Raw genomic sequence first — 22,295 nt, 5'->3', positions numbered from 1 at the left:
CAGAAAAATAGAGATTAGGGCTCATCCGAGGATAATTAAAAACTTGAGGGAGCTTTTAAGAAGGAAAAAACTGAACGGATTAGTTAGTATAAAAGAGGTATGGGAAGAGGAGCCCGATTACTGTCGTTTATTATTCTCGGACTACTCTTAATAAACTTCTCCTGTGCTCCAAAGTCGGAAGAAAGAAGAAGAGGGTACGCCATAGAGTTTTACAGAGAGGGGCTAAAGGAGTATAGGAAGGGGGATTACGGAGATGCAAAGAAAGCCTTTGAGAACGCTCTTGATTACCTTGAATACCTTTCTCCGGAACAGATAAAGAAGGCAAAGTATCTGCTTGTTAAGTCAGCTTTTAAGGACGAGGACTACGTAGACGCTGCGGTTTATGCGGAGGACTTCCTCTCCAACTACCCGGGAAGTCCCGAAGCGGAGGAGGTTTTCTACATACTCGTTGCGAGCCTGGTAAGGGTTGCCCCGGACCCCTACAGGGATCAAACTTATACCGTAAAAGCTATTCAAAAGGCTAAAGAGTTTCTATCAAGGTATCCCAACAGCAGGTTCAGTGCAAAAGTTGAGGAAATCCTTGAAGAGGCAAACAGGAAACTCGCCTATCACGAATACTACATTGCGGAGTTTTACGAGGAATACGGTTATCCTTACAACGCAGCATTAAGATACAGGGAGGTTCTGATAAACTTCCCGACATACTTCTCGGAAGAAAAACTCGCTTATAAGTATATTAAAAACCTCATAATGACACCAAAGCAGGCAAAAAGGGAAAGGGAGAAGATACTTGAGCTTATAAAAAAGGCTCGTGAGAGCCTTAAAGAGGTCAAGAAACCGGAAGAAATAAAGGCAATAAGGAACCGAATAAAGTTCCTTAAGGGTGAAATAGAAAGGTGGAACAGGATTGAAAAGAGAGCCTTGGAGGAGGCAAAGAAGGCTTTAAAGAGTTATAAGGAAGTTTACGGGGAAAACCTTTATTACAGGAAGTTGATAAAATTAATTGAAAAATGGAAAAGCTAAAGCTAATAAAGGAACTCCTTGAGAATAAGAAAGCGGAAAATACGATTATCCTTGACGTTTCCAACCTTACCAACCTAGCGGACTACTTCGTCATAGCAACAGCAAACTCTTCCACCCATGCACGTGCCCTTGCGGATTACCTGGAGGAGGAGCTTGAGAAAAGAGGGTATATGGTGGACCACGTTGAGGGAAAGGAATACGGAAACTGGATACTCCTTGACCTTATAGACACAATAGTTCATATATTTACTCCCGAGACGAGGGAGTATTACGGACTTGAGTGGATATGGGCCGACGCCAAGAAAGTGGAACTCTAAAGGTTCATTCTTTCCTCTATAACTTTCCCATCCTTAATTACTAGGGTTCTGTGGGTTTGCCTTGCAAGCTCTTCCTCATGGGTTACCATAACAATCGTAGTTCCCTCACCGTTTATCTCTTTGAATATGTTCATAACGTTTTTCGTGTTTACCGAATCCAGGTTTCCGGTTGGTTCGTCCGCCAGCAGTATAACGGGCTCGTTTGCTAGGGCCCTGGCTATAGCCACCCTTTGTTGTTCCCCTCCCGAGAGCTGGTAAGGTTTCCTGTTTAACTTCCCTCCGAGACCCAACCTATCCAAAAGCTCAATCCCCCTTTTTTTTGCAGTTGACAAAGGAACGCCTCTTTTAAGGAGGGGAACAATTACATTCTCAATAGCCGTGAGTTCGGGTATGAGGTAGTGGAACTGGAAAACAAAACCCAAGTAGTTATTCCTCAGGAAACTGAGCTCCCATTCCTTCGAAAAGTCAACTCTCTTCCCCAAGAGGAAAATTTCCCCCTTATCCGGTGCATCAAGCAGTCCGAGTATGTAAAGGAGCGTGCTCTTTCCCGAACCCGAGGGACCCATAATGCTTAAAAACTCTCCTTTTCTTACATTCAGGTTTATACCTTTTAGGATTTCATAATTCCTTATAAACTTTCTTATTTCCCTTGCTTCAAGGATAGGTTTACCCACCGCTCCTGAAAACCTCCACAGGGTGAAAGGTTGAAGCCCTGTAAGATGGGTAAAAGGATGCCAGGAAAGATACAAGAAGGGCGAATATAAATCCGAATAAATGATAATAAATACTTCTATCAAGGATAAAACCCTTAGCCCTTATTATGCCTTCCACTTCAATTTTTACCGTTTCAAGCCACTCAAGGGTTATGTATCCCCAGATGTTTCCTATTACTCCCCCTAAAATGCCGATTAATACACCCTGAAGGGCAAAGATGAGGATAATATCCCTTTTCTCGTAGCCCATAGCCTTCAGTATGGCTATTTCTCTTCTCTTTTCCATTACGGTCATCATTATTATGTTGAATATTCCGAAACCCGAAACAAGCAGTATGGCAAAAATAACGGAACGGGTTATTATCTTCTGAATTTTAAAGATTGATAAGAAGTTTTTGAAGGACTCTTGCCAGCTTTCGGCCTTATACCCCGTTTCCCTTTTCAGTCTATCTGCGAAGTAGGGAGCCATGTCGGGGTCCTTGAGTTTCAAAACAACTTCGTTAACCTCTCCGGGTCTACCGAGAATGTCCTGTAATTTCTTTATATGGAGGTATACACGGGATTTATCTATCTCGGTTATACCTGTGTTTAGTAAATCAACAACCTTGAGGATGTGTAAAGTGCCGTTTGGAGATACGAGAGTTATCTTCTTTCCCGGTTCCCTTATCCCAAGTTCTTCCGCAAGCTTTATACCGAGGATAACACCGTTCTTATTTCTTTCAATTTCCTTGAGATTCCCGTAAACAATGTATGAAGATACGTTTAAAGTTCTGTTCTCAAGCTTCGGAATTATCCCTACGAACGTAGCCGGTTTTTCTTTAACTCCGTAGGTTATAACGCCGTTCCCGACAAGGTGTATAGTTATACCTACGACATCGGGATTTTTTCGGTATTTCTCAAGTATGAACCTGTAGTTTGATATTTTGTCTTTTTCGGGTTTTGGCTTTGCACCGAGAATTTTAAATACACCTTCTTTGTAAACTTTTCTCAGGATTTTATCTTCATCTACCGGGCTTTCTATAAAAACCTTTACGTGACCGTTTATATTTAGGGCTTCCTCCAGGAAGTATTTCTGAAATCCGTTAACCATTGCACTCATAACTATAAAGGCAGCTGTTCCTATAGCTACGCCGAGGGTTGCTATTACACTCTGTCTTTTCCTCTCAAGGAAAAACTTGTAAGCGAGAAAGAGTATCCCTTTCATCTTAGCACTACTTTCTCACCTTCTTTTAACCCGCTTAAAACTTCAATCATGTTACCGTATCTCTCTCCTAAAACGACGTTTTTTTCAAAAATCCTTCCGTTTTTTAAAACCTTTACTTTGTTATTCTTAACGGCTTCTTCCGGAACTGCTATTCCTTCCTTCTCCGAAAGGATTATGTTCGCCTCAACCGTTGTCCCCGAAAGTATACCCCTGCCGTAATCCACGTCTACCTCAACCTCAAAGGTCTTTGTACTCCTATCAACGAAACGGTAAACCTTAACAACTTTTCCCTCAAACACCTTACCTTTCAGGGCTTCAACGTATATGTAAACCTTCTGTCCTACCTTCACGAGACTTCCGTATTCCTCGTCAACCTCAAGAATTGTTTTTAACTTTCCCTTTCTGCCTACTATAAAGAGGGGCTTTGTCTCCATGAATGTGTTTACGTAGTCTCCTTCTTCAACGTTCCTCTTTAGGATTATCCCGTCAACGGGACTTTTAATAAAATATTCAGAAAGCTTTGCCTCAAGCTCTTTCAACTTCTTTCTTAAGGTTCTTATCCTCCTTTTTACGTCGTTTACACTTTCTATATATTCATTTTTTAAGGCCTCCAGGGTGCTGAGCTCTGCTGTATACCTCCTACGGAGCTCAAGATAACTCTCCTTTGATATTAGCTCTCTCTCGTAAAGTTTTTTCCTCCTTCTGAGTTTTTCCTCAAGGATTTTCACTTTTTCCTCTTGGGCTTTAATTCTCTCCTCATAACTTTTCCTGAACGGAGAACCTTTCATTAATTTTTCCTTAAGGTTATTAATCTCCGTTTTTATCCTTTCTATTTCCCTCTCAAGGGGCTTATTCTCTATTACCGCTAAGACATCTCCCTTTCTCACTTCGTCTCCCGTGTCTTTAAATATGTTCACAACATATCCTGCAACCCTTGCCTTCACCTCAACTTCGTTTTCCGTCTTTACGTATCCCGTTGCGTAAACCGCTTTAACAAGCGGTATTTTCTTAACCACGTAAACCTCATAACCTTTAGCGAAAAAAATTTTATAAATGGGGTAGACGGATAGAATACCGAGAAAGAGTAAGAGAATTAAAACCTTTTTCATGGCATATCAATCTTATACTTCATGTATAAAAACCTAAGTGTTCCGAGAACACCGAGGATTAGTGCGTATGAGACTCCGACACTCAGCTCAAGCTTCTTGTATGTGAATATTATTATCAGAAGCTCCCTAATGAAGAATATCATTGCGGTATCTATTATCAGGTTAAGTTTTATCCTGTTCTCCTCAAAGGCTGTGAGAAGTGTAGTAAAGAGCTCGTATATTATGAGAATGTTCAGAACCTTTATGATTATCTCGTGAGTATCAAAGAGTGTAAGGTTGTAAACGCTTTTTGCGATTTTTACTATCAAACCACCAAACTCAAAGCCTATGGTCATCCACATAAAGAGCTGAATAAGCAAGGAGAAGGTTTTATGGAGTTTTTCCCTTAAGTTTCCCATTAGTGGTATAAGTATATTAAATGTTTATAGACTTTATCCTCCTTACCGTCGGTATAGCGTTTCTTGTAAAGGGTGCGGACCTCCTTATAGACGGTTCAAGCTCTCTGGCACGTAGTCTTGGTATTCCACAGTTTGTGATAGGGCTTACCGTTGTGGCTTTCGGAACTTCCCTTCCCGAGCTTACTGTAAACGTTGCAGCAGCATTAAAAGGAGCCTCGGGCATATCCCTCGGAAACGTAATAGGTTCAAACATAGCGAACATTCTTTTAATCCTCGGGGTTGCTTCTCTCATAACCCCCCTTTCAATACACGCAACCTTCGTAAAGAAAGAAATACCCGTGAACTTCTTCCTCACCTTGACACTTATGGCTATGGCAAACGATAGAATTCTTAACGGGGACAGTGTATCTTCAATATCAAGGACGGACGGGATAGTTCTCATAATCACCTTCATAGGTTATATGTATTTTCTCGTTGCATACCTTGAGAGGGAAGCTATATCAGAAGAGGAAGAAGATAAACTTTTATCCCCTATAAAGGCATTAGCCTTTACGATTTTGGGACTTGTCGGTCTCGTTTTGGGAGCTGACTGGACCGTAAACGGAGCTGTCGGAGTTGCTAAGGCTCTGGGAGTCAGTGAGGCTGTAATAGGTCTCTTTATGGTTGCTATAGGAACTTCCCTTCCCGAGCTTTTCGCTTCAGCGGTTGCGGCAAGGAAGGGAAACCCCGATATAGCCCTCGGAAACGTTGCTGGTTCTAACATCTTTAATATAACGCTCGTTCTCGGTGTCAGCTCTGTTATAAGGAGTGTTCCTGTTCCGGATAGGACTAATGTAGACCTGGGAGTTCTTTTTATGGCCACACTTGTCCTGCTTTTATCCGCATTCTGGGGAAGAAGGAAATACGTTATAGACAAATGGGAAGGAACTTTATTCTTGCTTATCTACTCGGTTTACGCATTTCTCTCTTGGTTTATTGAGCTCAGGTAAAGACCTCTTTGTAAAGTTTCTCGTCTATTCTTCTAAGTTTATGCCTTTCCTTAGGTGCCTCGTCCACCTCAACGAAGTAGAGGCAGTTAGTAACGCATTTCTCCACACAGGAAGGTAGGAGCCCTTTTTCAACCCTTTTGTAGCAGTAGTCGCACTTTTCAACCTTCTGGGTTGCGGGATTAAAAGTTATGGCCCCGTAAGGACAGGCTATTATGCAAGCCTTACAGCCTATACATAGTGTTTGTTCAACGTAGACTATCCTATCTTCTTCCCGTTTTCTCATTGCGGAAGTCGGACACGCCAAAACACAGGGAGCGGGTTCACAATGGAAGCAGTTCATAGGGTAGTAAAAAGCTCCAGGTTCTTCTCCTACACCTTCAACCCTTAAAACCCTCATGGGTCTTATGTGCAACTGTTCGAGACCCTTTTCCTGAACGCATGCAACTTCACAGGAGAGGCACCCTATACACCTGTCAAGGTCTATAAGCATTACCGGTCGCTTCATCGGAATAACCTCAGCAGGAGTGTGAGGATAAGTATAAGAACGAGGGGGGAAAAGTCAATACCGTTGACGGGTTTTACGACGTTTCTTATCGGTCTGAGAAAGGGTTCAACTATCCAATCTATATACCAGTAAAGCCTACTCCTTCTTACGGATGGAAACCAAGAACCAAGAGCGTGAATAAAAACGAGAATGATAAGAAGCTGGAGAAAAAGCTTTACGAGTTTTATTATCACTACTCAACCCACTCAATTATAGCCATCTCTGCACCGTCTCCCCTTCTCCTGAAGGGCAGCTTTATTATCCTTACGTATCCCCCGTTTCTACCTTCAAACCTCGGAGCTATTTCCTCAAAGAGCTTCTTTACTGCAGGTTTATCGGGTAATCTGCTTAGTGCCTGTCTCCTTGCGTGTAATGTTCCTTCTTTTGCAAGCTCAACGAGGGGTTCTATAAAGCTTCTCAGAGCCTTTGCCCTTTCAACGGTAGTTTCTATCCTCTCGTCAAATATTAGAGCCCTTGCAAGAGACCTGTAAAGGGCTAACCTCTGTTCCTTTGTCCTATCAAAATGTTTCTTCTTAACCCTGTGTCTCATCTCACCTACCTCTGAACGTCAATATTCATTCCCAAATGCAAGCCCATCTTTTCAAGGGCTTCCTTTATCTCAGCGAGAGCTTTCCTACCTATGTTTTTAGTGTTCTTAAGCTCCTCTTCAGTCATCTTAACGAGGTCACCTATCGTGTTTATACCGATTCTCTTGAGAGAGTTCAGAGCCCTTTGGGATATATCAAGCTCCTCAATGGAGAGGGACAGCTTCTCGGTAAGTTCGTCGGGAACGACCTTCTGCTCCACAACGGGTTTCTTTTCCGAAACGTTCTCGAGAAGTTCGTAATGTTTCTTCAGTATCTCGAGGGCTTCCTTAAGAGAGTCCGCAGGGGTCTTTACTCCGTTTGTGAATATCTCCATAGTTAACCTTTCGTAGGTTGATTTCTTCCCTACACGAACGTTCTCTATCCTGAACCCTACTTTCTTTACGGGGGAAAAGTCCGCATCAACGAGAATCCATCCCACTTCCCCTATCGTTTCCATTTCTTCGGTGGGAACGTATCCCCTTCCCCTCTCAAGCCTTATCTCAATGTTTAACTCCTTGTTTGAGTCCGTTATGGTTGCTATATACTGGTCGGGGTTCAGTATCTCAACACTTGGTGGAGCTTTTATATCGGAGGCCTTTACTTCACATTCGCCCTTTTTCTGTATGTAGAGTATCTCAACGTCGCTCTCACCTTTCATAACGAACTTAACCTTCTTGAGGTTGGCTATGAGCTCTATCGCATCCTCTTGAATACCTTCTATTGCGGAAAACTCGTGATAAATCCCTTCTATCTTTACCGCGGTTATAGCTGTTCCGGTAATTGAGGAAAGAAGAACCCTTCTGAGAGAGTTTCCTACAGTAGTTCCGAAACCTCTTTCGAGGGGTTCAACTACGAGTCTTCCGTAGGTGTCCGATAACTCTTCCCAGAATATCTTATTGGGGTATACAAACTCGTTAAGCATATAAACCCTCCGTTATACCTTAGAGTAGAACTCAATGATGTACTGGAGGTTTACGGGTATCTCCAGGTATTCCTGAACGTTTTCGGGAAGCCTTATAACTCTTCCTCTGAAGTTATCCTTATCAAGCTCGAGCCAGGAAGGTATTGAGCGGAGGTCTACGTTCTCAAGGTTTTCCTTTATAAAGGGTATATCCCTTGACTTTTCCTTAATCTCAATAACGTCCCCGGGCTCAACGAGGTAAGAGGGAATGTTTACCTTCCTACCGTTTACGAGAACGTGCCCGTGAGCTACGAGCTGGCGTGCCTGTCTTCTTGTTGACGCAAACCCCAACCTGTATACAACGTTATCAAGTCTTCTTTCAAGGTATTGAAGGAGCATCTCCCCGGTGTTCTCCTTTGACTTCGAGGCCATATCAAAGTATTTCTTGAACTGCTTTTCCCTCAGCCCACCATATAAGAACTTAAGTTTCTGCTTTTCCATAAGACGTAGCCCATACTCGGTTAACTTCTTCCTTCTTCCGTATTTCCTTCCGTGCTGTCCGGGGGGATAATTTCTCTTTGCGAGAATTTTAGGAGCGGACTTTTTACCTGAAACAACAACCCCGAACCTTCTGTCAAGTTTTACCCAAGGTCCTATATACCTACCCATTTACACTCTCCTCCTCGCAGGGGGTCTACAACCGTTGTGGGGAATAGGTGTAACGTCCCTTATTGCGGTAACCTTAACACCGGAAGCGAAAACCGCTCTTACCGCGGATTCCCTTCCCGCACCCGGTCCCTTTACCCATATCTCAACCTCTTGGAGCCCGTGCTCTTTTGCCATCTTCATAGCTTTTTGAGCAGCAAGTTGTGCGGCGTAGGGGGTTGACTTCCTGGTTCCTTTAAATCCTACAGTTCCGCCACTCGCCCATGCTATAGTGTTACCCTGCATATCGGTAACGTTAACTATCGTGTTGTTAAAGGTTGTGTATATGTGAACTATTCCCTTGGTTACCTGTCTTTTTTGCTTTTTCTTCTTAGCCATTCTTACCTACCTCCCTTACTTAGCTTTACCTTTTCTCGTAGTTCCTCCGACGGTTTTCCTTTTACCCTTCCTCGTTCTTGCATTCGTTCTCGTTTGCTGTCCCCTTACGGGGAGCCCCCTTGCATGTCTTATTCCCCTGTAACAACCCATGTCCCTTAGCTTCTTAATGTTGAGCTGAACTTCTCTTCTTAAATCACCCTCAACTTTGTAGTTCTCGTCTATAAACTTTCTGAGGGTATTAAGCTCGTCCGGAGTCAGGTCTCCTACCCTCTTGGTGCAGGGAATCCCGGTTTTTTCGCATATCTCCCTTGCCCTTGACCATCCTATACCGTATATGTAGGTAAGTGCTACTTCCAACTTCTTGTGGTTGGGAAGGTCAACACCCGCTATTCTCGCCATCTTTTACCTCCGTTATCCCTGTCTCTGCTTGTGACTGGGTATCTCACATATAACCATAACCCTTCCTTTTCTCCTTATAATCTTACACTTAGCACACCTTTTCTTTACGGAAGACCTTACCTTCATAAGCTACCTCCGAGTCGGAATACTTTAGTTTAACTCAACTCTCTAGAAATTGCAAGCCTAGAGCCTGTAAATTATCCTTCCCCTAGTTAGGTCGTAAGGAGAGAGCTCAACCTTTACCCTATCTCCCGGCAGTATTCTTATGAAGTTAACCCTGAGCTTGCCCGCTATGTGGGCAAGAACTTCTTGTCCCGTATCAAGCTTTACCTTAAACATTCCGTTCGGAAGGGCTTCAACCACCTCACCTTCCAGAACTATACCCCTTTCCTTTTCATGCTCCTGCTTTCTCTTCTTCTTACCCATTTTACAACTCCGTTAAAATTATAGGCCCTTTTTTCGTTATAGCGACGGTGTGCTCAAAGTGAGCCGCTAGACTTCCGTCCTTCGTCTTTACGGTCCAACCGTCTCCGTCCTCAACCGTCTCCTCTGTTCCCAGGGAAAGCATGGGTTCAATGGCTATAACCATTCCCTGCCTTAACCTCGGGTTTTTCTTTCCGACGTCTTTTAGGTTGTTGGGAATAAAAGGCTCTTCGTGAACCCTTCTCCCTACTCCGTGTCCTCCATAACGTTGTATAGTCTTAAAGCCATAGCTTTCCGCCGTTTCCTGTATAGCCTTCGTTATGTCTCCTACTTTTTTCCCGGGAATAGCCCTCTCTATAGCGTTGTAAAGGGCTTCTTTTGTAGCTTTCAGAAGTTTTTCCACTTCCGGGGAGCCTTTCCCGGCTATTACGGTTATTGCGGAGTCCCCCGCATACCCGTCAAGTATAGCTCCGAAGTCTATGCTTACAACATCACCCTCTTTTATTATTTTCTCTTTCTTCGGAAGTCCGTGAACGACCTCGTCGTTTATAGATATACATAGAGCAGCCGGATAACTTATGTCCGAAAAAGGTGGCTTATAACCCAAAAAGGCGGGCTTTGCCCCCCTTTTTTTGGTTTCCTCCCTTGCTATCATCTCAAGGTCCCATGTTGATACACCCGGTTTTACGTTTTCAGCAACTATATGCAGAACCTCCGCGACAACCTTTGCTGCCTTCTTTATCTTCTCTATCTCCCTGTTTGAGTAAAGCTCAATCGCCATCTCCTATAACCTCTAAGATTTCCTTGTAAACCTCCTCTATAGGCTTATTAGCGTCCAGTTTCTTTAATATATTTTCCCTCTCGTAATATTCAATGAGTGGGGCAGTCTGCTTTCTGTAAACCTCTAATCTCTTCTTTATTACCTCGGGTTTGTCGTCTTCCCTCTGGATAACCTCAACGCCTGGAGGAGGAGGGTTGTATTTAACGTGGTAAACTTTTCCCGTTCTAGGGTCTACCCTTCTTCCCGAAAGTCTCTCTATTACGACATCATCCGAAACGTCAAAGAGAAAAACGTAATCAACCTTTAACCCTCTTTTTTTGAGCATCTCGTCAAGGGCCTTAGCCTGAGCAACGGTCCTCGGGAAACCGTCAAATATAACATTTCCGTGCTCCGGGAAAACTTCCTCTATTAGGGCTATTATGAGTTCATCGGGGACGAGTTCCCCTCTATCCATATACTCCTTCGCCTTCTTGCCCAGGGGTGTTCCTTTCTGAACAGCTTCCCTGAGAAGGTCTCCCGTTGATATGTGGACAAAGTCTTTTTCCTCTGCGAGTTTTTTCGCCTGTGTTCCTTTTCCTGCACCCGGAGGACCCAGGAATACAAGAATCATTCTTTACCTCCTTACGTAGCTTTTATACTTCTTCTGTATCAGATAGGTTTCTATCTGTCTGAAGGTATCAAGGGCTACACCGACAACTATTAGGGCAGTAGTTCCACCAAAGTAGAAGGGAATGTTTAACCAAACACTCACGAGTATGGGAATGAGGGCTATTACCGAAAGAAAGAGCGCTCCGAAGAAGATAAGCCTGTTTATTATCTTCTCAAGGTATTTAACCGTGTCCTGACCGGGTCTCACACCGGGGATAAAAGCTCCGGCTTTGTGGAGATTTTCCGCAACCTCAACGGGATTTATGAGAACAGCAGTGTAAAAGTATGTAAAGAAGATGATAAATACAATGTAAAGGAAGTCGTAAAAGATTGAACCCGGGGTGAACATATCCGCAAACACCTTAACAAATGGGTGTTCAATTACGTTTAGCAGTGTTGAGGGAATAAGAAGGAGAGCCTGGGCAAAGATTATGGGTATAACACCTGCGGGATTTATCTTAATGGGAAGATACGTCCTCCTTCCGGCATATAGTTGTCTTCCTACCTGCCTTCCGGGGTATTGTATAGGTATCCTCCTTTCCGCCTCCTGAACGTAAACAATTCCCACTATTATTCCTATAACGAGTGCAACTATCAGGAGCAGTGTCAGGGGACCTACGTCTCCCGTTTTCACCTTCTCCCAGAACTGTATAAGTGCGTTTGGAAATCCCGCGACTATACCTGCAAAGATAATTAAGGAAGCACCGTTTCCTATTCCCCTCTCGGTTATTCGGTCCGCAATCCAGACGAGAAACATGGTTCCGGTAACAAGGGTTAAAACCGCTATTAGGATAAAGCCTATGCCCGGATTTTCAACTACGGGAATTCCTTTAGGGGATACCTGTCCCCTCACCCATAGGACTATACCGATAGATTGGACTATGGCAACGAAGAGGGTAAGGTATCGGGTATACTCATTTATCTTATATCTTCCATAGTCTCCTTCTTCCTTCGCGAGTCTCTGGAGTTGGGGAATTGCAACCGTAAGGAGTTGCATCATTATGGAGGCTGAAATGTAAGGCATAACACCGAGAGCAAACACCGTGAGCCTGCTCAAGTTCCCTCCCGAGAATATGTCGTAAAGGGCAAATATTGAACCCTCAAGTGACTCTAAAAAGTCTTGAAGGGCGTCGGGATTTATCCCGGGGATGGGTATATGGCTACCGAGCCTGTAGATGACAAACATAAGGAGTGTAAATATAAACTTGTCCCTTAGCTCTTTTAATTCAAAAATGGCCTTTAGGTATTCCGACATGTAAAAAGATTTTATAATAGGCATTGCTTGAAAAAGGGACAAGTGGAGAGATATTTTAATCTTTATGCTGGAACTCTTAACCGAAAAGTTTAGCGGAGCTCTTGAGAAATTAACAAAGGCGAGAAAGATTACGGAAAAAAACGTAAATCAGACTTTAAGGGAAATAAGACTTGCACTCCTTGAAGCTGACGTTGATTATGAAGTTACAAAGAACTTTGTAAAGAGGATAAGGGAAAAGGTTGTAGGAAAGGACGTTCCCAAGAACTTAAGCCCTGCGGAATTTGTTATAAAAACCGTTTACGATGAACTTGTAAACATACTGGGAGGGGAAAGGGAAGAACTTAAAAAGGGAACGGTTCTTTTTGTAGGTCTTCAGGGAACGGGTAAGACTACAACCATAGGAAAGCTTGCTTACCTCTTAGAGAAGGAGGGAAAAAAGGTTGCGGTTTCTTCAACGGACGTAAGAAGACCCGCTGCTATGCTCCAGCTTGAAAGACTTGCGGAAAAGGTAGGTGTCCCTTACTACGGGTTTGAGGAAGGTCTGAGTGCGGTTGACATAGCAAAAAAGGCGGTCGCAAAAGCAAAGGAGGATGGGGTTGATTACCTGCTTCTTGATACCGCAGGAAGGCTTCACGTTGACGAGGAGTTAATGACGGAACTTGAGGAGATTAAGAAGGTAACAAACCCGTCGGAAATTATATACGTCGCGGACGCTATGCAGGGTCAGACCGCCCTTGAAACCGCAAAAACTTTTCACGAAAGGCTCGGACTTACGGGAGTAATACTCACCAAGATGGACGGTGACGCAAGGGGAGGTGTGGCTCTCTCGGTAAAGGAAGTTCTGGGAGTTTCCATAAAGTTTATCGGCGTAGGGGAAAAAATTGAGGACTTAGAACCCTTTTATCCCGACAGAATAGCTCAGAGAATTCTCGGACTCGGTGATATTCAAAGCCTTGTTGAACGGGCTCAAGAGGTAATACCCGAAGACAAAGCCCAGATAATGGCAACAAAAGTAATGACGGGAGAGTTTGACCTTGAGGACTTAAGAGACATGCTAAGAATGATTCAACAGATGGGACCCCTTGATAAACTCCTCGCAATGATTCCGGGTGTAGCACCCCAGCTAAAGCACATAAAGGTTGACGAGAAGCAGTTTAAGAAAATTGAGGCCATCATAAACTCCATGACTCCCGAGGAGAGGAGAAATCCAAAAATTATAAACATGAGTAGAAAAAAAAGAATTGCAAAAGGTAGCGGGACAACGGTTTCCGATGTAAACAAACTCCTAAAGCGTTATGAAGAGATGAAAAAGATGATGAAGAAGCTCCAAAAGGCCGGGGGTATGCCTCTTATGCCCAAGATGCCTAAATTCCCCTTCGGCGGTTTTAGGTTCTAAAAAATTTTTTTGTGATACAATATTCCTTCCGAGTTCTGAAAACGGAGGTAACGGGATTGGCGGTAAGGATTAGGCTCGCAAAGTTCGGAAGAAGGCACCACCCCATATACAGAATAGTTGTTATGGATGCAAAGTCCCCGAGAGAGGGAAGATACCTTGATATCCTCGGAACCTACGACCCGAAGAGAAAGGTTTTAATTAACGTTTACCCTGAAAAGGTCAAGGAGTGGGTTTTAAAGGGTGTTGAGCTTTCTCATAGAGCTAAAGCTATTTTATGGAATCATGGTATACTAAAGGAGGTCGTTCCCGAAGATTACGAAATGAAAAGAGTAGGTGATTACTACGTTTTTGAAAAGCGTAAATCCAAAAAATCCAAAGGAGGTGAAGCTGCATGAGCGCACTTAAGGACATCGTAGAAATAACCGCCAAAGAACTCGTAGACAACAAGGATAAGGTAAGGGTTACCGAGATTGAAGGTGAAAAGACCGTCGTAATTGAGCTCAGGGTAGACCCCGCTGAGCTCGGAAAGGTTATAGGTAAGCAGGGAAGAATAGCAAGAGCTCTCAGGACCATCCTCACAGCAATAGGAAGAAAAATAGGAAAGAGGGTGGTTCTGGAGATACTTGAGTGATAAAGCCCCTTCCTCGGGGCTTCTCCTTTAAATATGAAGGAAAAATTATTAATCTCTCTACTTTCCTTCTTTCTGGGGTTAGGAAGTTTCTTTAGCTTTTACATAGCACCTACCCTTTTCAGGGTTCTTGAGCGTCAGCAGGCGGGTGCTGTAGTAGAGAAAGTATTTCCTGTTTACTTTGGCGTAGGTATACTTATAGTTTTAGTTTCCCTTGCTATCGGATACGGTTTCGGTAAGCTTTTTATAAGCTTAGCCCTTGCCAACTTACTTCTTCTGTTTCTTGAGGAGTTTTACTTAGTTCCCACAATGCACAGCTTAAAACAAACCGACTACAATCTTTTTATGAAGTATCACGGTGTATCTATGCTTGTAAACCTTCTTATACTTCTCCTTACTTTGGCAAAAATAGTTATACTAATACTCAAGAGGTAAAGTATGAGTGCAAAAGAAACTGTTCGTTCGTTGGTGATAGATTTCGCAAAGAACATAAACGAGGTAGAGCCCTTTAATACAAAGCTTACGGAATTTAAGCTTAAGCTTAAGTCAACAATAACGATGCTCCTCTTTCAGATTCCCGACCAGGACGTTAAACAGGAACAGTTCAAAGACGTTGTTGAAGGTATTAACGAAGCAATCGTTGAGATAAGTAAGGAGATTAAATACGAGGACGAGAAAGTTCTTGAAAGGTATGGCCTATTTTTTGAAACGTTAAACGGTGTTCTGAAGGAGTATCTTGAAAGAGAAGACCTTAACGACAAGCACGAGCTTTCTCAACTCAGCAGTAAGATATCAAAGATACTTGAAAGGATAAGGCTTGAGCTTAAAGAAAAGAAGGGAGGAATACTTAAACTCATAAAGAGGCTTATATTTAGGTCTTAATGTTCCTTCCTTTCTTCGTTTACACCGTTAGCTGGTTTTTTCAGGCCTTTACGGGTTTCGGTGCGGGTATATTTATAGTCGGTATCCTTTCATTAATATACGACCCGAAGGAGGTTATAGTCTCATCAACGGTAGTTAACCTCCTCGGAATAATTCTTATGGCTTTATTTTTGAGAAAAGGTCCGGCCTTTTCCCTACTTTACCCTCTAATCCTTGGCTCTTTTTTCGGTATAGCGGTAAGCTCAAAACTCCTAATACTGATAAACAGAGAATTTCTTAAGGTCCTGATAGGTTTGTTTATCTTCTTTTTAGGGGTTTACGACTACCTCGTTCAGACCAAAAAGTTAAGGTTTTCTTTAAGACCTTCCTCAATTAACGGGTTTTTTGCCGGGTTTTTAAGCGGTATTTTTGCGGGATTGATAGGTATGGGAGGACCTCCTCCGGTCGTTTACCTGAACCAGGTTTGTAAGGACATTGAGAGATTTAAGGCTACTTTAACCTTTTTCTTCGGAACAAATGTTCTTATGAGGGTTTTCTTTTACACCTTTTACGGTTCGGACTACTGGAACTTTGAGTTAATAATCCCCGCCCTTTTCTCTGTTCCCTTTGGTGTGGTCCTGGGGTTCATATCATCACGCTACGTGAGTGCTTTCTTCCTTAAGCGATTTATTGCTTTTAGTATACTCTTTCTCGGCGTGTTTCTCACCTTCTCCGGTCTTGAGGAGTTTTTCGGTCTCTCTTTTAAACATTAAGTAGTAGAATACGGCTCTTACGAAGGTCTCAAATGTCATGTATCCCCACGGAACTAAAGGTGTGTGCATAACTTTGAGGGTGAAATAGGAGGGTATAATTCTGAATATCCAGAAGGAGGATATGTTAACCGCTAGGGGTATCGTAGTTCTCCCCATTCCCTTTAACGCTCCTGAAAATATAGCCGCGTACGCCATTGCAGGCTGGGAAACCGCGACAATCCTGAGATAGTAAGATGCCCACTCTATAACCTCTTTGTCTCTGCTGAAAGGATAAACGAAGACATGGGGGAAGAGAAAGAGTATAACTCCCAGTATGCTCATAACAAGAGCGGTAAAGTTTGCACTAACCATTACCGCGTGAACCATACCCCTGTAGTTCTTAGCACCGAAGTTTTGACCTGCAAGGGTCGTGCTTGCAACCATAACCCCGAAACCGACCATGAAGGATATACTCTCAACCCTTAAACCTATCTGGTGAGCTGCGAGAACTTTATCCCCGAACTTAGCGAGAAATCCCACAAAAACGTTAAAGGAAAGGGTTGTTATAGCCCTCTCAAGGGCCGTCGGAGTTCCGAGCCTTATCATCCTGAGGAGAATCTCAGGCTTTAGCTTAAGTTCTATAGGAAATGGCTTTTTATAAAAGAGAAGAAGAAAGCTGTATATAAAGAAGGCTAGGGTTTCTGAAATTGCTATGCCCCATCCTGCACCTTGAACCCCGAGAGCAGGTAAACCGAACTTACCGTTTATTAGTGTGTATGCTGTGAGTATATGGGTTACGTTCATAAGTATGGCAACCTTCATGGGTGTCTTCGTATCCCCTGCGCCGTTGTAAGCCCCGTAAAAGGTGTTTGTGAGAAAGCCTATAGGTATAAACCAAAAAATGGGTTTCAGGTATTCACTTGCAAGCTCCCTAACCGTATGACTCGCTCCAAGAATTCCCATAAGATAAAGGACGAGTTCCTTCCCGTAAAAGAAGAGAGGGAGGGATATGAGAAAGGAAAGAAGAAGACCGTTTATTAAAACGGGTGAGGGGTTCTTCTTTGCACCGACAAACTGGGCTATCAGGATGTTCGTCCCCGAGTAAGATATGGCCATGAAGGAGTAAACGAACCAAAGGAGTGAAAGGGAAAACCCCGTAGCGGCTACCGCGGAGGGGGATATGGAAGAGACTAGAACCATTGAAATCATGTTCTCAACTGTGTAGAGCAGGTTAACCACTATAATGGGAACCGAGAGTTTTATAACCTTCTTTACAACGCTCGTAAAAGGTTCTTCCGGACTAACGATAATTCTCTGCATGGAAGCTTAATAATTTTAACTAAAATAAAGGCCATGGAAAACTTAAAAGCTGTGATATACGCCCTGCTTTCCGCATTAATATGGGGGAGTGCCCCTATACTTTTCAAACTCGGACTTAAAGGAGATATACCACCCCTTGCAGGTATCTTCATACATAACCTAACCGCAACAGTTTCCGCGTTAATTCTTCTCTTTATCTTTAGGGAGAACCCTTTTGCTTACCCCTACAAGGAGGTTTTAACGGTTGCGTTGGGAGGTTTTGTTTCGGGATTTTTAGGACTTCTCGTTTACTACAAGGCTGTAAAAGTGGGTGAGGTTTCGGTCGTTGCACCTATAGCTTCAAGCTCTCCCTTGTTTTCCGTTCTATTTGCAATAATATTTCTGGGTGAGAGTTTCTCCCTCGCTAAATTACTCGGAACGCTACTTGTCGTCAGCGGTATAATCCTTTTAACGACTACGAAGTAGAAATAGAATTAAATTATATTGAATTCCTTAAAGCCTTTCGGAGGAGGTAAATGGCAAAGGTAAAAGGACTAAGATGCAGAGAATGCGGAAGGGAGTATCCCGCAGAGCCCATACACGTATGTGAGTTCTGCTTCGGACCCCTTGAGGTCGTATACGACTACGACGAGATAAGACGAAATATATCAAAGGAAAAAATAGAGAAGGGACCAAAGAGCTTATGGAGATACGTTGACCTTCTTCCCGTTGAGAACCCCACGGTAGGATTAACCGCAGGTTTTACTCCGCTAAAGAAGGCGGATAAGCTCGGAGAACTTCTCGGTCTTAAAAAACTTTATATAAAGGACGACAGTGTTAACCACCCTACGCTCTCCTTTAAAGACAGGGTTGTTTCCGTAGCCCTTTCAAAGGCAAAGGAGTTCGGATTTGATACGGCCGCTTGTGCATCAACGGGAAACCTCGCTAACTCCGTTGCCGCTCATTCCGCTCAAGCGGGTATGAACTGTTTCGTTTTTATTCCCGCTAACCTTGAGTCCCAGAAAATAATAGGCTCTCTCGTTTTCAACCCCACCGTTGTAGCGGTTGAAGGGAACTACGACGACGTTAACAGACTCTGTTCGGAGATAGCTAACGACCTCGGTTGGGCTTTTGTAAACATAAACATAAGACCCTACTACGCAGAGGGTTCAAAGACATTAGCCTTTGAGGTTGCTGAACAGCTCGGGTGGAAAGCTCCCGACGTTGTCGTAGCTCCTGCGGCTTCCGGCTCCCTTTACACTAAAATATGGAAAGGATTTAACGAACTCAAGAAGGTCGGGCTTATAGACGAAGTTAAAACGAGAATGTACGGAGCCCAAGCTGAGGGGTGTTCTCCCATAGCTCAAGCGTGGAGAGAAGGCAGGGACTTTATAAAACCCGTGAAACCCAATACCATAGCAAAATCAATAGCTATCGGGAACCCCGCGGACGGAATATACGCACTTCAGGTGGCGAAAGAAAGCAACGGAGCTTGGGAAACCGCAACGGATGAGGAAATCATAGAAGGGATTAAACTTCTTGCGGAGACAGAAGGCATATTTACAGAAACGGCGGGAGGAACGACAATAGCTGTTCTTAAGAAATACGTAGAAAAGGGAATGATATCCCCGGAGGAAACCGTTGTGGTTTACATAACGGGAAACGGTTACAAAACTATGGAAGTTCTTGAAGGGAAACTTAAAACTCCCGTAAGAATAAAGCCGACCCTTAAGGACTTCAAAGAAAAAGTTCTCGCGAGGGTTTAAACATGAAGGAGATTTTTCTCTTTCTTCACGTAGTTCTTGCAACCTTTTGGGTAGGAGGTATGCTCTTCCTCTCCCTTGTTGTAGCCCCATACCTTAAGGATAAGCCCCAGATAAGAAACGAGGCTTTTCAGGAAGTAGGAAAAAGGTTCTCCCTTTACGGAACTTTTTTGTCTCTTCTTTTACTTTTTATTACCGGATTAGTGAACACTTACTTATTACACGGGGGGTTCAGACAAAGTATATACGAAAAGCTTTTTTTATTCCTCATTGTTGTTGTAGTTTCTCTATTCCACGACCTCTGGGCCGGTAAGAAGGCCTTGCATTCAGAAAAACACAGGAAAATAGCTAAATGGCTTGGAATAATTAACCTTATTCTGAGCTTACTTCTGGTTTACATGGGTGTTAGGATAAGGTTAGGTTTATAATTCTCCTTAAATGGTTCTTTTACTTTTTATCTTAGTCGGTATAGTTTACGGAGGGATTGTAGCCGAGATAAACGATAGAAAGATAACTGAAAAAGAGTTTAACGTAATTTTTAATACCTTCTGGAAGAGGGTCGTTCACCTATCTTCCGTAAGACCCACATTAAAAGAAAAGAAGGTTTTCCTAATGGACTACGTTTCAAAATTAATAGTTTTGGAAGAAGCTAAAAAACTGGGCTTAAAGGTTTCTAAAAGTGAAGTTAGAAGATTTATAAAAACAAAAGTAGGGGTAAACATTAAGGAAAAGCCTGTTATTGATATGGTAAAAGCGGAATTGTTAACGGAAAAGCTTATAGATAAATTGATGGAAAAGGAGAAAATAGACTTTTCCGATAAAAAGTTAAGGGCTTATTACGAGTATTACAGAAGGGAGTTTTACTACCCCGCAAGTGTAAAGCTTTTGGGTGTTTGGGTAAAGAGTTGGAAAACCGCAAAAGAAGTAAGGGAAAAGCTTTTGAGGGGAGAGGATATAAGTGTTTCGGAAGATATTAAGCTGGGAAAACCTTCTTGGTTCTCCGTTTCCGCACTTCCCAGGAAAATAAGGTGGAGCTTCCCCGCAATAAAAAAGGGAGCCATCTCAAGGCCTATTAGGATAGACGGAGGGTATCTCGTATTCAAAATTCTTGACAAGAAGGAAGGAGGCATTATTCCCTTTGAGAGAGCTAAACCCCTTTTAAAGAAAAAGATTATCCAAGAGAAACGAAAGGAGGTCTTTAAAAGATGGTTTATGAAGGTTTTAAAGAATTACAGGGTAAAGTTCTACTGGGAAAACTTATAGTCCTGTTTGTCTTCTCCCTTGCATTTGGATACTTGATAGACAGGGTTGTTGTCTCGGTAAACGGAGAACCTATTCTTGAGAGCGACGTAAAGATGGCGGAACTTTACTACGGAATAAAGGACAGAAAAAGAATTCTTGAGAGGTTAATTGAGGTAAACCTTATATACCAGTATATGGTTTCCAGGGGAATTCACATACCCGACGATAAGATTGACGAGATTCTTAAGGATATTGCAAAGAGAAACGGTTTGAGCGTTGAAGAACTTGCAAACGAACTAAGAAAGCAAGGTCTCACTTTGAAAGACTTTAAGGAGTTTCTAAGAAAGGATTTAATAGCTACGGTTGGTCTCAGGGAGTATCTGATAAGACAGATTTCCGTTACGGACGTTGAACTTGAGCTGGCAAAACTTAGAAAGGGGAAGGTAAAGGTAAGAAAGGAGATAGAGCTACTCATTCTTCCTAAGGAAAAGGGGAAAGAACTTTTAGAACTCCTCGGTTCTGATGTGAACCTTAAGGAGCTTTCCGAGAAACTGGGAGGGGAATACCAAAAACTGACCGTGGAAAAGGGAGAACTTATAGAAGAGCTTGATAAACAGGTGTGGAGAGCTAAGGAAGGTGAGCTTTTGTTTGCGGAGGACGATAAACGTATATACGTAGTAAAGGTTTTAAGAACAAAAACGGAGGTTGAAGGGGTGGATACGGAAAAACTGAGAGAAGAAATACTTCAGAAAAAGCTTGAGGAGGCATACAAAAAGCTACTTGAGGAACTAAAGAAAAACAGTGTTATAACTATTGTTGAGAAATGAGTTCTTTCAGTTTTTGGAAATCCTTAATTAGTGTCTCCTCTTCACTCGGATTCCTGAGAACATAAGCAGGGTGGTATGTGAGAAATACCTTTATCCTGGGATTGAAAGGGTAAGGGAAAACTTGACCTCTTACCTTGGTAATTCTCAGACTCTTTCCGAGTATACCTTCCCCGGCGGTCGCCCCGAGACAGCATATAATCTTAGGCTTTATAACCTCTATCTCCTTCTTAAGGTAAGGAAAGCAGGCCCTCATCTCAATAGGTGTAGGTTTTCTGTTGTTGGGCGGTCTGCACTTACACACGTTCGTTATGTAAACGTCCTTTCTATCCATACCGAGGACTTCCTTTATGAGTCTGTTGAGAAGCTGTCCCGCCCTTCCTACGAAGGGTTTTCCCTGTCTGTCTTCTTCCTCTCCCGGCGCCTCACCTACAAACATAACGGGAGAAAAGGGATTTCCATCACCGGGGACAACCTGTGTTCTTGACTTGTGAAGGTCGCACCGTGTACAGTCCTTCCACTCCTCGTATAGCTTCCTCAAAACCTCGTATCTGTCCTCTCTTTTTTCTTCCGTATTCTTCATTATGTAAATCTCCGCTATACCTATCTGCTCCAGGGCTTTAAGGGTTTCCTTTACACCCATCACTCTATAACCTCAACCTCTTCCTCTTCAAACTTATCACCCACAAGCTCCCAGCTTCTGTAAGAGGCTACCTTTCCCTTCAGGACGGATAGAATTATGTAAGAAAGGTCCGGGAAAGCTCTCTGTCTGTCAAACTCCGAGGGTCTATCAGGGTGGTCGGGGTGGGAGTGATAAACACCTATTATCTCAAGTCCCTTTGATATGGCGTAATCCTCGGCCTTCATGTAATCCTTGGGAGCTATTTCGTACCTGTCGTGTTTCCTATCGGGATTTGCGTTAGGTGTTTCGTAAGCCTCAAGGGCTATTCTTTTATTTCCCTCCACCTTCCCGAGCAGAAGGCCGCACGTCTCATAGGGATAATCCCTTTCCGCCTGGGCTTTTAACTTCTCAAGAACGCCCCTTTTTATAACCAGCATACTTTTATACTAAACTAATATGCTCTGCTACATTAACTACAAGAGGGTTGAAAAACCCCTTAAGATTTACAACCTTGAGGTTGAGATAGGTTTCGGAAGGGGGGACTTTATCGTTAAACTCGCAAAGGAAAGACCG

At 43.1% G+C, this 22,295-nt stretch carries 33 protein-coding genes; 14 read left to right on the top strand and 19 right to left on the bottom strand.

The window, feature by feature from the left end; genetic code table 11:
• The first annotated feature begins 99 nt into the window (after nt 1–99).
• Nucleotides 100–1,023 carry an outer membrane protein assembly factor BamD gene (gene bamD, locus ACWB1W_RS07690; RefSeq protein ID WP_479370787.1) on the top strand — a complete coding sequence of 308 codons (924 nt, stop codon included), beginning with the start codon at nt 100–102 and terminating at the stop codon, nt 1,021–1,023.
• A complete protein-coding gene (gene rsfS / locus ACWB1W_RS07685) occupies nt 1,011–1,340 on the top strand; it encodes a ribosome silencing factor (protein WP_479370786.1) in 330 nt (109 codons plus the stop codon). The genes bamD and rsfS overlap by 13 nt, the downstream gene beginning before the upstream one ends.
• Here rsfS and ACWB1W_RS07680 read toward each other — a convergent pair.
• The 4 genes from ACWB1W_RS07680 to ACWB1W_RS07665 are packed head-to-tail and all read right to left on the bottom strand — an operon-like array spanning nt 1,337 to nt 4,764.
• Complete coding sequence (locus tag ACWB1W_RS07680) at nt 1,337–2,014, bottom strand: ABC transporter ATP-binding protein (protein WP_479370785.1); 678 nt, start codon at nt 2,012–2,014, stop codon at nt 1,337–1,339. The two genes, rsfS and ACWB1W_RS07680, sit on opposite strands and share 4 nt — an antisense overlap.
• Entirely contained in the window at nt 2,007–3,257 is a 1,251-nt protein-coding gene (locus ACWB1W_RS07675; RefSeq protein WP_479370784.1) for an ABC transporter permease, read from the bottom strand. Before ACWB1W_RS07675 ends, ACWB1W_RS07680 begins: the two co-directional genes overlap by 8 nt.
• Nucleotides 3,254–4,366 carry an efflux RND transporter periplasmic adaptor subunit gene (locus tag ACWB1W_RS07670; RefSeq protein ID WP_479370783.1) on the bottom strand — a complete coding sequence of 371 codons (1,113 nt, stop codon included), beginning with the start codon at nt 4,364–4,366 and terminating at the stop codon, nt 3,254–3,256. Before ACWB1W_RS07670 ends, ACWB1W_RS07675 begins: the two co-directional genes overlap by 4 nt.
• Nucleotides 4,363–4,764 (bottom strand): phosphate-starvation-inducible PsiE family protein, encoded by a 402-nt coding sequence (locus tag ACWB1W_RS07665; protein ID WP_479370782.1) that lies wholly within the window; start codon nt 4,762–4,764, stop codon nt 4,363–4,365. Before ACWB1W_RS07665 ends, ACWB1W_RS07670 begins: the two co-directional genes overlap by 4 nt.
• Nucleotides 4,765–4,784: 20 nt before the next feature.
• Here ACWB1W_RS07665 and ACWB1W_RS07660 point away from each other — a divergent pair, with 20 nt between their 5' ends.
• On the top strand, nt 4,785–5,753 hold the full coding sequence (locus tag ACWB1W_RS07660) for a calcium/sodium antiporter (RefSeq protein WP_479370781.1): 969 nt from the start codon (nt 4,785–4,787) through the stop codon (nt 5,751–5,753).
• Here the strand turns inward: ACWB1W_RS07660 and ACWB1W_RS07655 are convergent.
• From ACWB1W_RS07655 to secY, 12 genes are read right to left on the bottom strand one after another with little or no spacing between them, the layout of a single operon-like run.
• On the bottom strand, nt 5,746–6,258 hold the full coding sequence (locus tag ACWB1W_RS07655) for a 4Fe-4S dicluster domain-containing protein (RefSeq protein ID WP_479370780.1): 513 nt from the start codon (nt 6,256–6,258) through the stop codon (nt 5,746–5,748). The genes ACWB1W_RS07660 and ACWB1W_RS07655 overlap by 8 nt on opposite strands.
• Entirely contained in the window at nt 6,255–6,491 is a 237-nt protein-coding gene (locus ACWB1W_RS07650) for a YggT family protein (protein ID WP_479370779.1), read from the bottom strand. Before ACWB1W_RS07650 ends, ACWB1W_RS07655 begins: the two co-directional genes overlap by 4 nt.
• The gene (rplQ, locus tag ACWB1W_RS07645) at nt 6,491–6,847 is read right to left on the bottom strand and encodes a 50S ribosomal protein L17 (protein ID WP_479370778.1); all 357 of its coding nucleotides are present in this window, start codon (nt 6,845–6,847) and stop codon (nt 6,491–6,493) included. Before rplQ ends, ACWB1W_RS07650 begins: the two co-directional genes overlap by 1 nt.
• A 5-nt stretch (nt 6,848–6,852) precedes the next feature.
• Nucleotides 6,853–7,806, bottom strand: a complete 954-nt coding sequence (locus ACWB1W_RS07640) for a DNA-directed RNA polymerase subunit alpha (RefSeq protein WP_479370777.1) — start codon at nt 7,804–7,806, stop codon at nt 6,853–6,855.
• Nucleotides 7,807–7,818: 12 nt separating this feature from the next.
• Nucleotides 7,819–8,454, bottom strand: coding sequence for a 30S ribosomal protein S4 (gene rpsD / locus ACWB1W_RS07635; RefSeq protein WP_479370776.1), 636 nt, complete (start codon nt 8,452–8,454; stop codon nt 7,819–7,821).
• The gene (gene rpsK / locus ACWB1W_RS07630; RefSeq protein WP_459774460.1) at nt 8,455–8,829 is read right to left on the bottom strand and encodes a 30S ribosomal protein S11; all 375 of its coding nucleotides are present in this window, start codon (nt 8,827–8,829) and stop codon (nt 8,455–8,457) included. It lies immediately after the preceding gene.
• 15 nt (nt 8,830–8,844) lie between these two features.
• Nucleotides 8,845–9,228, bottom strand: coding sequence for a 30S ribosomal protein S13 (rpsM, locus tag ACWB1W_RS07625; RefSeq protein ID WP_479370775.1), 384 nt, complete (start codon nt 9,226–9,228; stop codon nt 8,845–8,847).
• 12 nt (nt 9,229–9,240) lie between these two features.
• Entirely contained in the window at nt 9,241–9,354 is a 114-nt protein-coding gene (gene rpmJ, locus ACWB1W_RS07620) for a 50S ribosomal protein L36 (protein ID WP_461830133.1), read from the bottom strand.
• A gap of 57 nt (nt 9,355–9,411) precedes the next feature.
• Nucleotides 9,412–9,654, bottom strand: coding sequence for a translation initiation factor IF-1 (infA, locus tag ACWB1W_RS07615; protein ID WP_461831874.1), 243 nt, complete (start codon nt 9,652–9,654; stop codon nt 9,412–9,414).
• 1 nt (nt 9,655) lies between these two features.
• Nucleotides 9,656–10,432: a type I methionyl aminopeptidase gene (gene map, locus ACWB1W_RS07610; RefSeq protein ID WP_479370774.1), complete on the bottom strand. Its 777-nt coding sequence runs from the start codon at nt 10,430–10,432 to the stop codon at nt 9,656–9,658.
• Nucleotides 10,422–11,042, bottom strand: a complete 621-nt coding sequence (locus tag ACWB1W_RS07605; protein WP_479370773.1) for an adenylate kinase — start codon at nt 11,040–11,042, stop codon at nt 10,422–10,424. The genes map and ACWB1W_RS07605 overlap by 11 nt, the downstream gene beginning before the upstream one ends.
• A 3-nt stretch (nt 11,043–11,045) precedes the next feature.
• Nucleotides 11,046–12,335, bottom strand: a complete 1,290-nt coding sequence (secY, locus tag ACWB1W_RS07600) for a preprotein translocase subunit SecY (RefSeq protein WP_479370772.1) — start codon at nt 12,333–12,335, stop codon at nt 11,046–11,048.
• A gap of 64 nt (nt 12,336–12,399) precedes the next feature.
• On the opposite strand from secY, the gene ffh reads away from it, so the two are divergent.
• From ffh to ACWB1W_RS07570, 6 genes are read left to right on the top strand one after another with little or no spacing between them, the layout of a single operon-like run.
• On the top strand, nt 12,400–13,731 hold the full coding sequence (gene ffh, locus ACWB1W_RS07595; protein WP_479370771.1) for a signal recognition particle protein: 1,332 nt from the start codon (nt 12,400–12,402) through the stop codon (nt 13,729–13,731).
• A gap of 56 nt (nt 13,732–13,787) precedes the next feature.
• Entirely contained in the window at nt 13,788–14,126 is a 339-nt protein-coding gene (gene rpsP / locus ACWB1W_RS07590) for a 30S ribosomal protein S16 (protein ID WP_459774450.1), read from the top strand.
• On the top strand, nt 14,123–14,362 hold the full coding sequence (locus tag ACWB1W_RS07585) for a KH domain-containing protein (protein ID WP_459774449.1): 240 nt from the start codon (nt 14,123–14,125) through the stop codon (nt 14,360–14,362). Before rpsP ends, ACWB1W_RS07585 begins: the two co-directional genes overlap by 4 nt.
• A gap of 33 nt (nt 14,363–14,395) precedes the next feature.
• Nucleotides 14,396–14,794 (top strand): DUF4149 domain-containing protein, encoded by a 399-nt coding sequence (locus tag ACWB1W_RS07580; RefSeq protein WP_479370770.1) that lies wholly within the window; start codon nt 14,396–14,398, stop codon nt 14,792–14,794.
• A gap of 3 nt (nt 14,795–14,797) precedes the next feature.
• Nucleotides 14,798–15,241 carry a hypothetical protein gene (locus tag ACWB1W_RS07575; protein ID WP_479370769.1) on the top strand — a complete coding sequence of 148 codons (444 nt, stop codon included), beginning with the start codon at nt 14,798–14,800 and terminating at the stop codon, nt 15,239–15,241.
• Entirely contained in the window at nt 15,241–15,993 is a 753-nt protein-coding gene (locus ACWB1W_RS07570) for a sulfite exporter TauE/SafE family protein (protein ID WP_479370768.1), read from the top strand. Before ACWB1W_RS07575 ends, ACWB1W_RS07570 begins: the two co-directional genes overlap by 1 nt.
• Here ACWB1W_RS07570 and ACWB1W_RS07565 read toward each other — a convergent pair.
• Complete coding sequence (locus ACWB1W_RS07565; RefSeq protein WP_479370767.1) at nt 15,874–17,292, bottom strand: MATE family efflux transporter; 1,419 nt, start codon at nt 17,290–17,292, stop codon at nt 15,874–15,876. The genes ACWB1W_RS07570 and ACWB1W_RS07565 overlap by 120 nt on opposite strands.
• A gap of 33 nt (nt 17,293–17,325) precedes the next feature.
• Here ACWB1W_RS07565 and ACWB1W_RS07560 point away from each other — a divergent pair, with 33 nt between their 5' ends.
• The 5 genes from ACWB1W_RS07560 to ACWB1W_RS07540 are packed head-to-tail and all read left to right on the top strand — an operon-like array spanning nt 17,326 to nt 21,103.
• The gene (locus ACWB1W_RS07560) at nt 17,326–17,757 is read left to right on the top strand and encodes an EamA family transporter (protein WP_479370766.1); all 432 of its coding nucleotides are present in this window, start codon (nt 17,326–17,328) and stop codon (nt 17,755–17,757) included.
• Nucleotides 17,758–17,807: 50 nt separating this feature from the next.
• Nucleotides 17,808–19,037, top strand: a complete 1,230-nt coding sequence (thrC, locus tag ACWB1W_RS07555; protein WP_479370765.1) for a threonine synthase — start codon at nt 17,808–17,810, stop codon at nt 19,035–19,037.
• Between the two features lie 2 nt (nt 19,038–19,039).
• Entirely contained in the window at nt 19,040–19,462 is a 423-nt protein-coding gene (locus tag ACWB1W_RS07550; RefSeq protein WP_479370764.1) for a DUF4149 domain-containing protein, read from the top strand.
• A 10-nt stretch (nt 19,463–19,472) separates the two neighbouring features.
• Entirely contained in the window at nt 19,473–20,297 is an 825-nt protein-coding gene (locus ACWB1W_RS07545; RefSeq protein ID WP_479370763.1) for a peptidyl-prolyl cis-trans isomerase, read from the top strand.
• A complete protein-coding gene (locus ACWB1W_RS07540) occupies nt 20,240–21,103 on the top strand; it encodes a peptidylprolyl isomerase (RefSeq protein WP_479370762.1) in 864 nt (287 codons plus the stop codon). Before ACWB1W_RS07545 ends, ACWB1W_RS07540 begins: the two co-directional genes overlap by 58 nt.
• On the opposite strand, the gene ACWB1W_RS07535 is transcribed toward ACWB1W_RS07540, so the two are convergent.
• Together ACWB1W_RS07535 and ACWB1W_RS07530 are read right to left on the bottom strand one after the other, a co-directional pair.
• Entirely contained in the window at nt 21,087–21,743 is a 657-nt protein-coding gene (locus tag ACWB1W_RS07535) for a uracil-DNA glycosylase family protein (protein ID WP_479370761.1), read from the bottom strand. The genes ACWB1W_RS07540 and ACWB1W_RS07535 overlap by 17 nt on opposite strands.
• The gene (locus ACWB1W_RS07530; RefSeq protein WP_479370760.1) at nt 21,743–22,159 is read right to left on the bottom strand and encodes a M67 family metallopeptidase; all 417 of its coding nucleotides are present in this window, start codon (nt 22,157–22,159) and stop codon (nt 21,743–21,745) included. The genes ACWB1W_RS07535 and ACWB1W_RS07530 overlap by 1 nt, the downstream gene beginning before the upstream one ends.
• Nucleotides 22,160–22,295 lie beyond the last annotated feature (136 nt).

The organism is Aquifex sp. (genome assembly GCF_056494385.1).
Note: the sequence above shows the minus strand (reverse complement) of the source record. Positions and strands in the feature narration are given on the sequence as shown.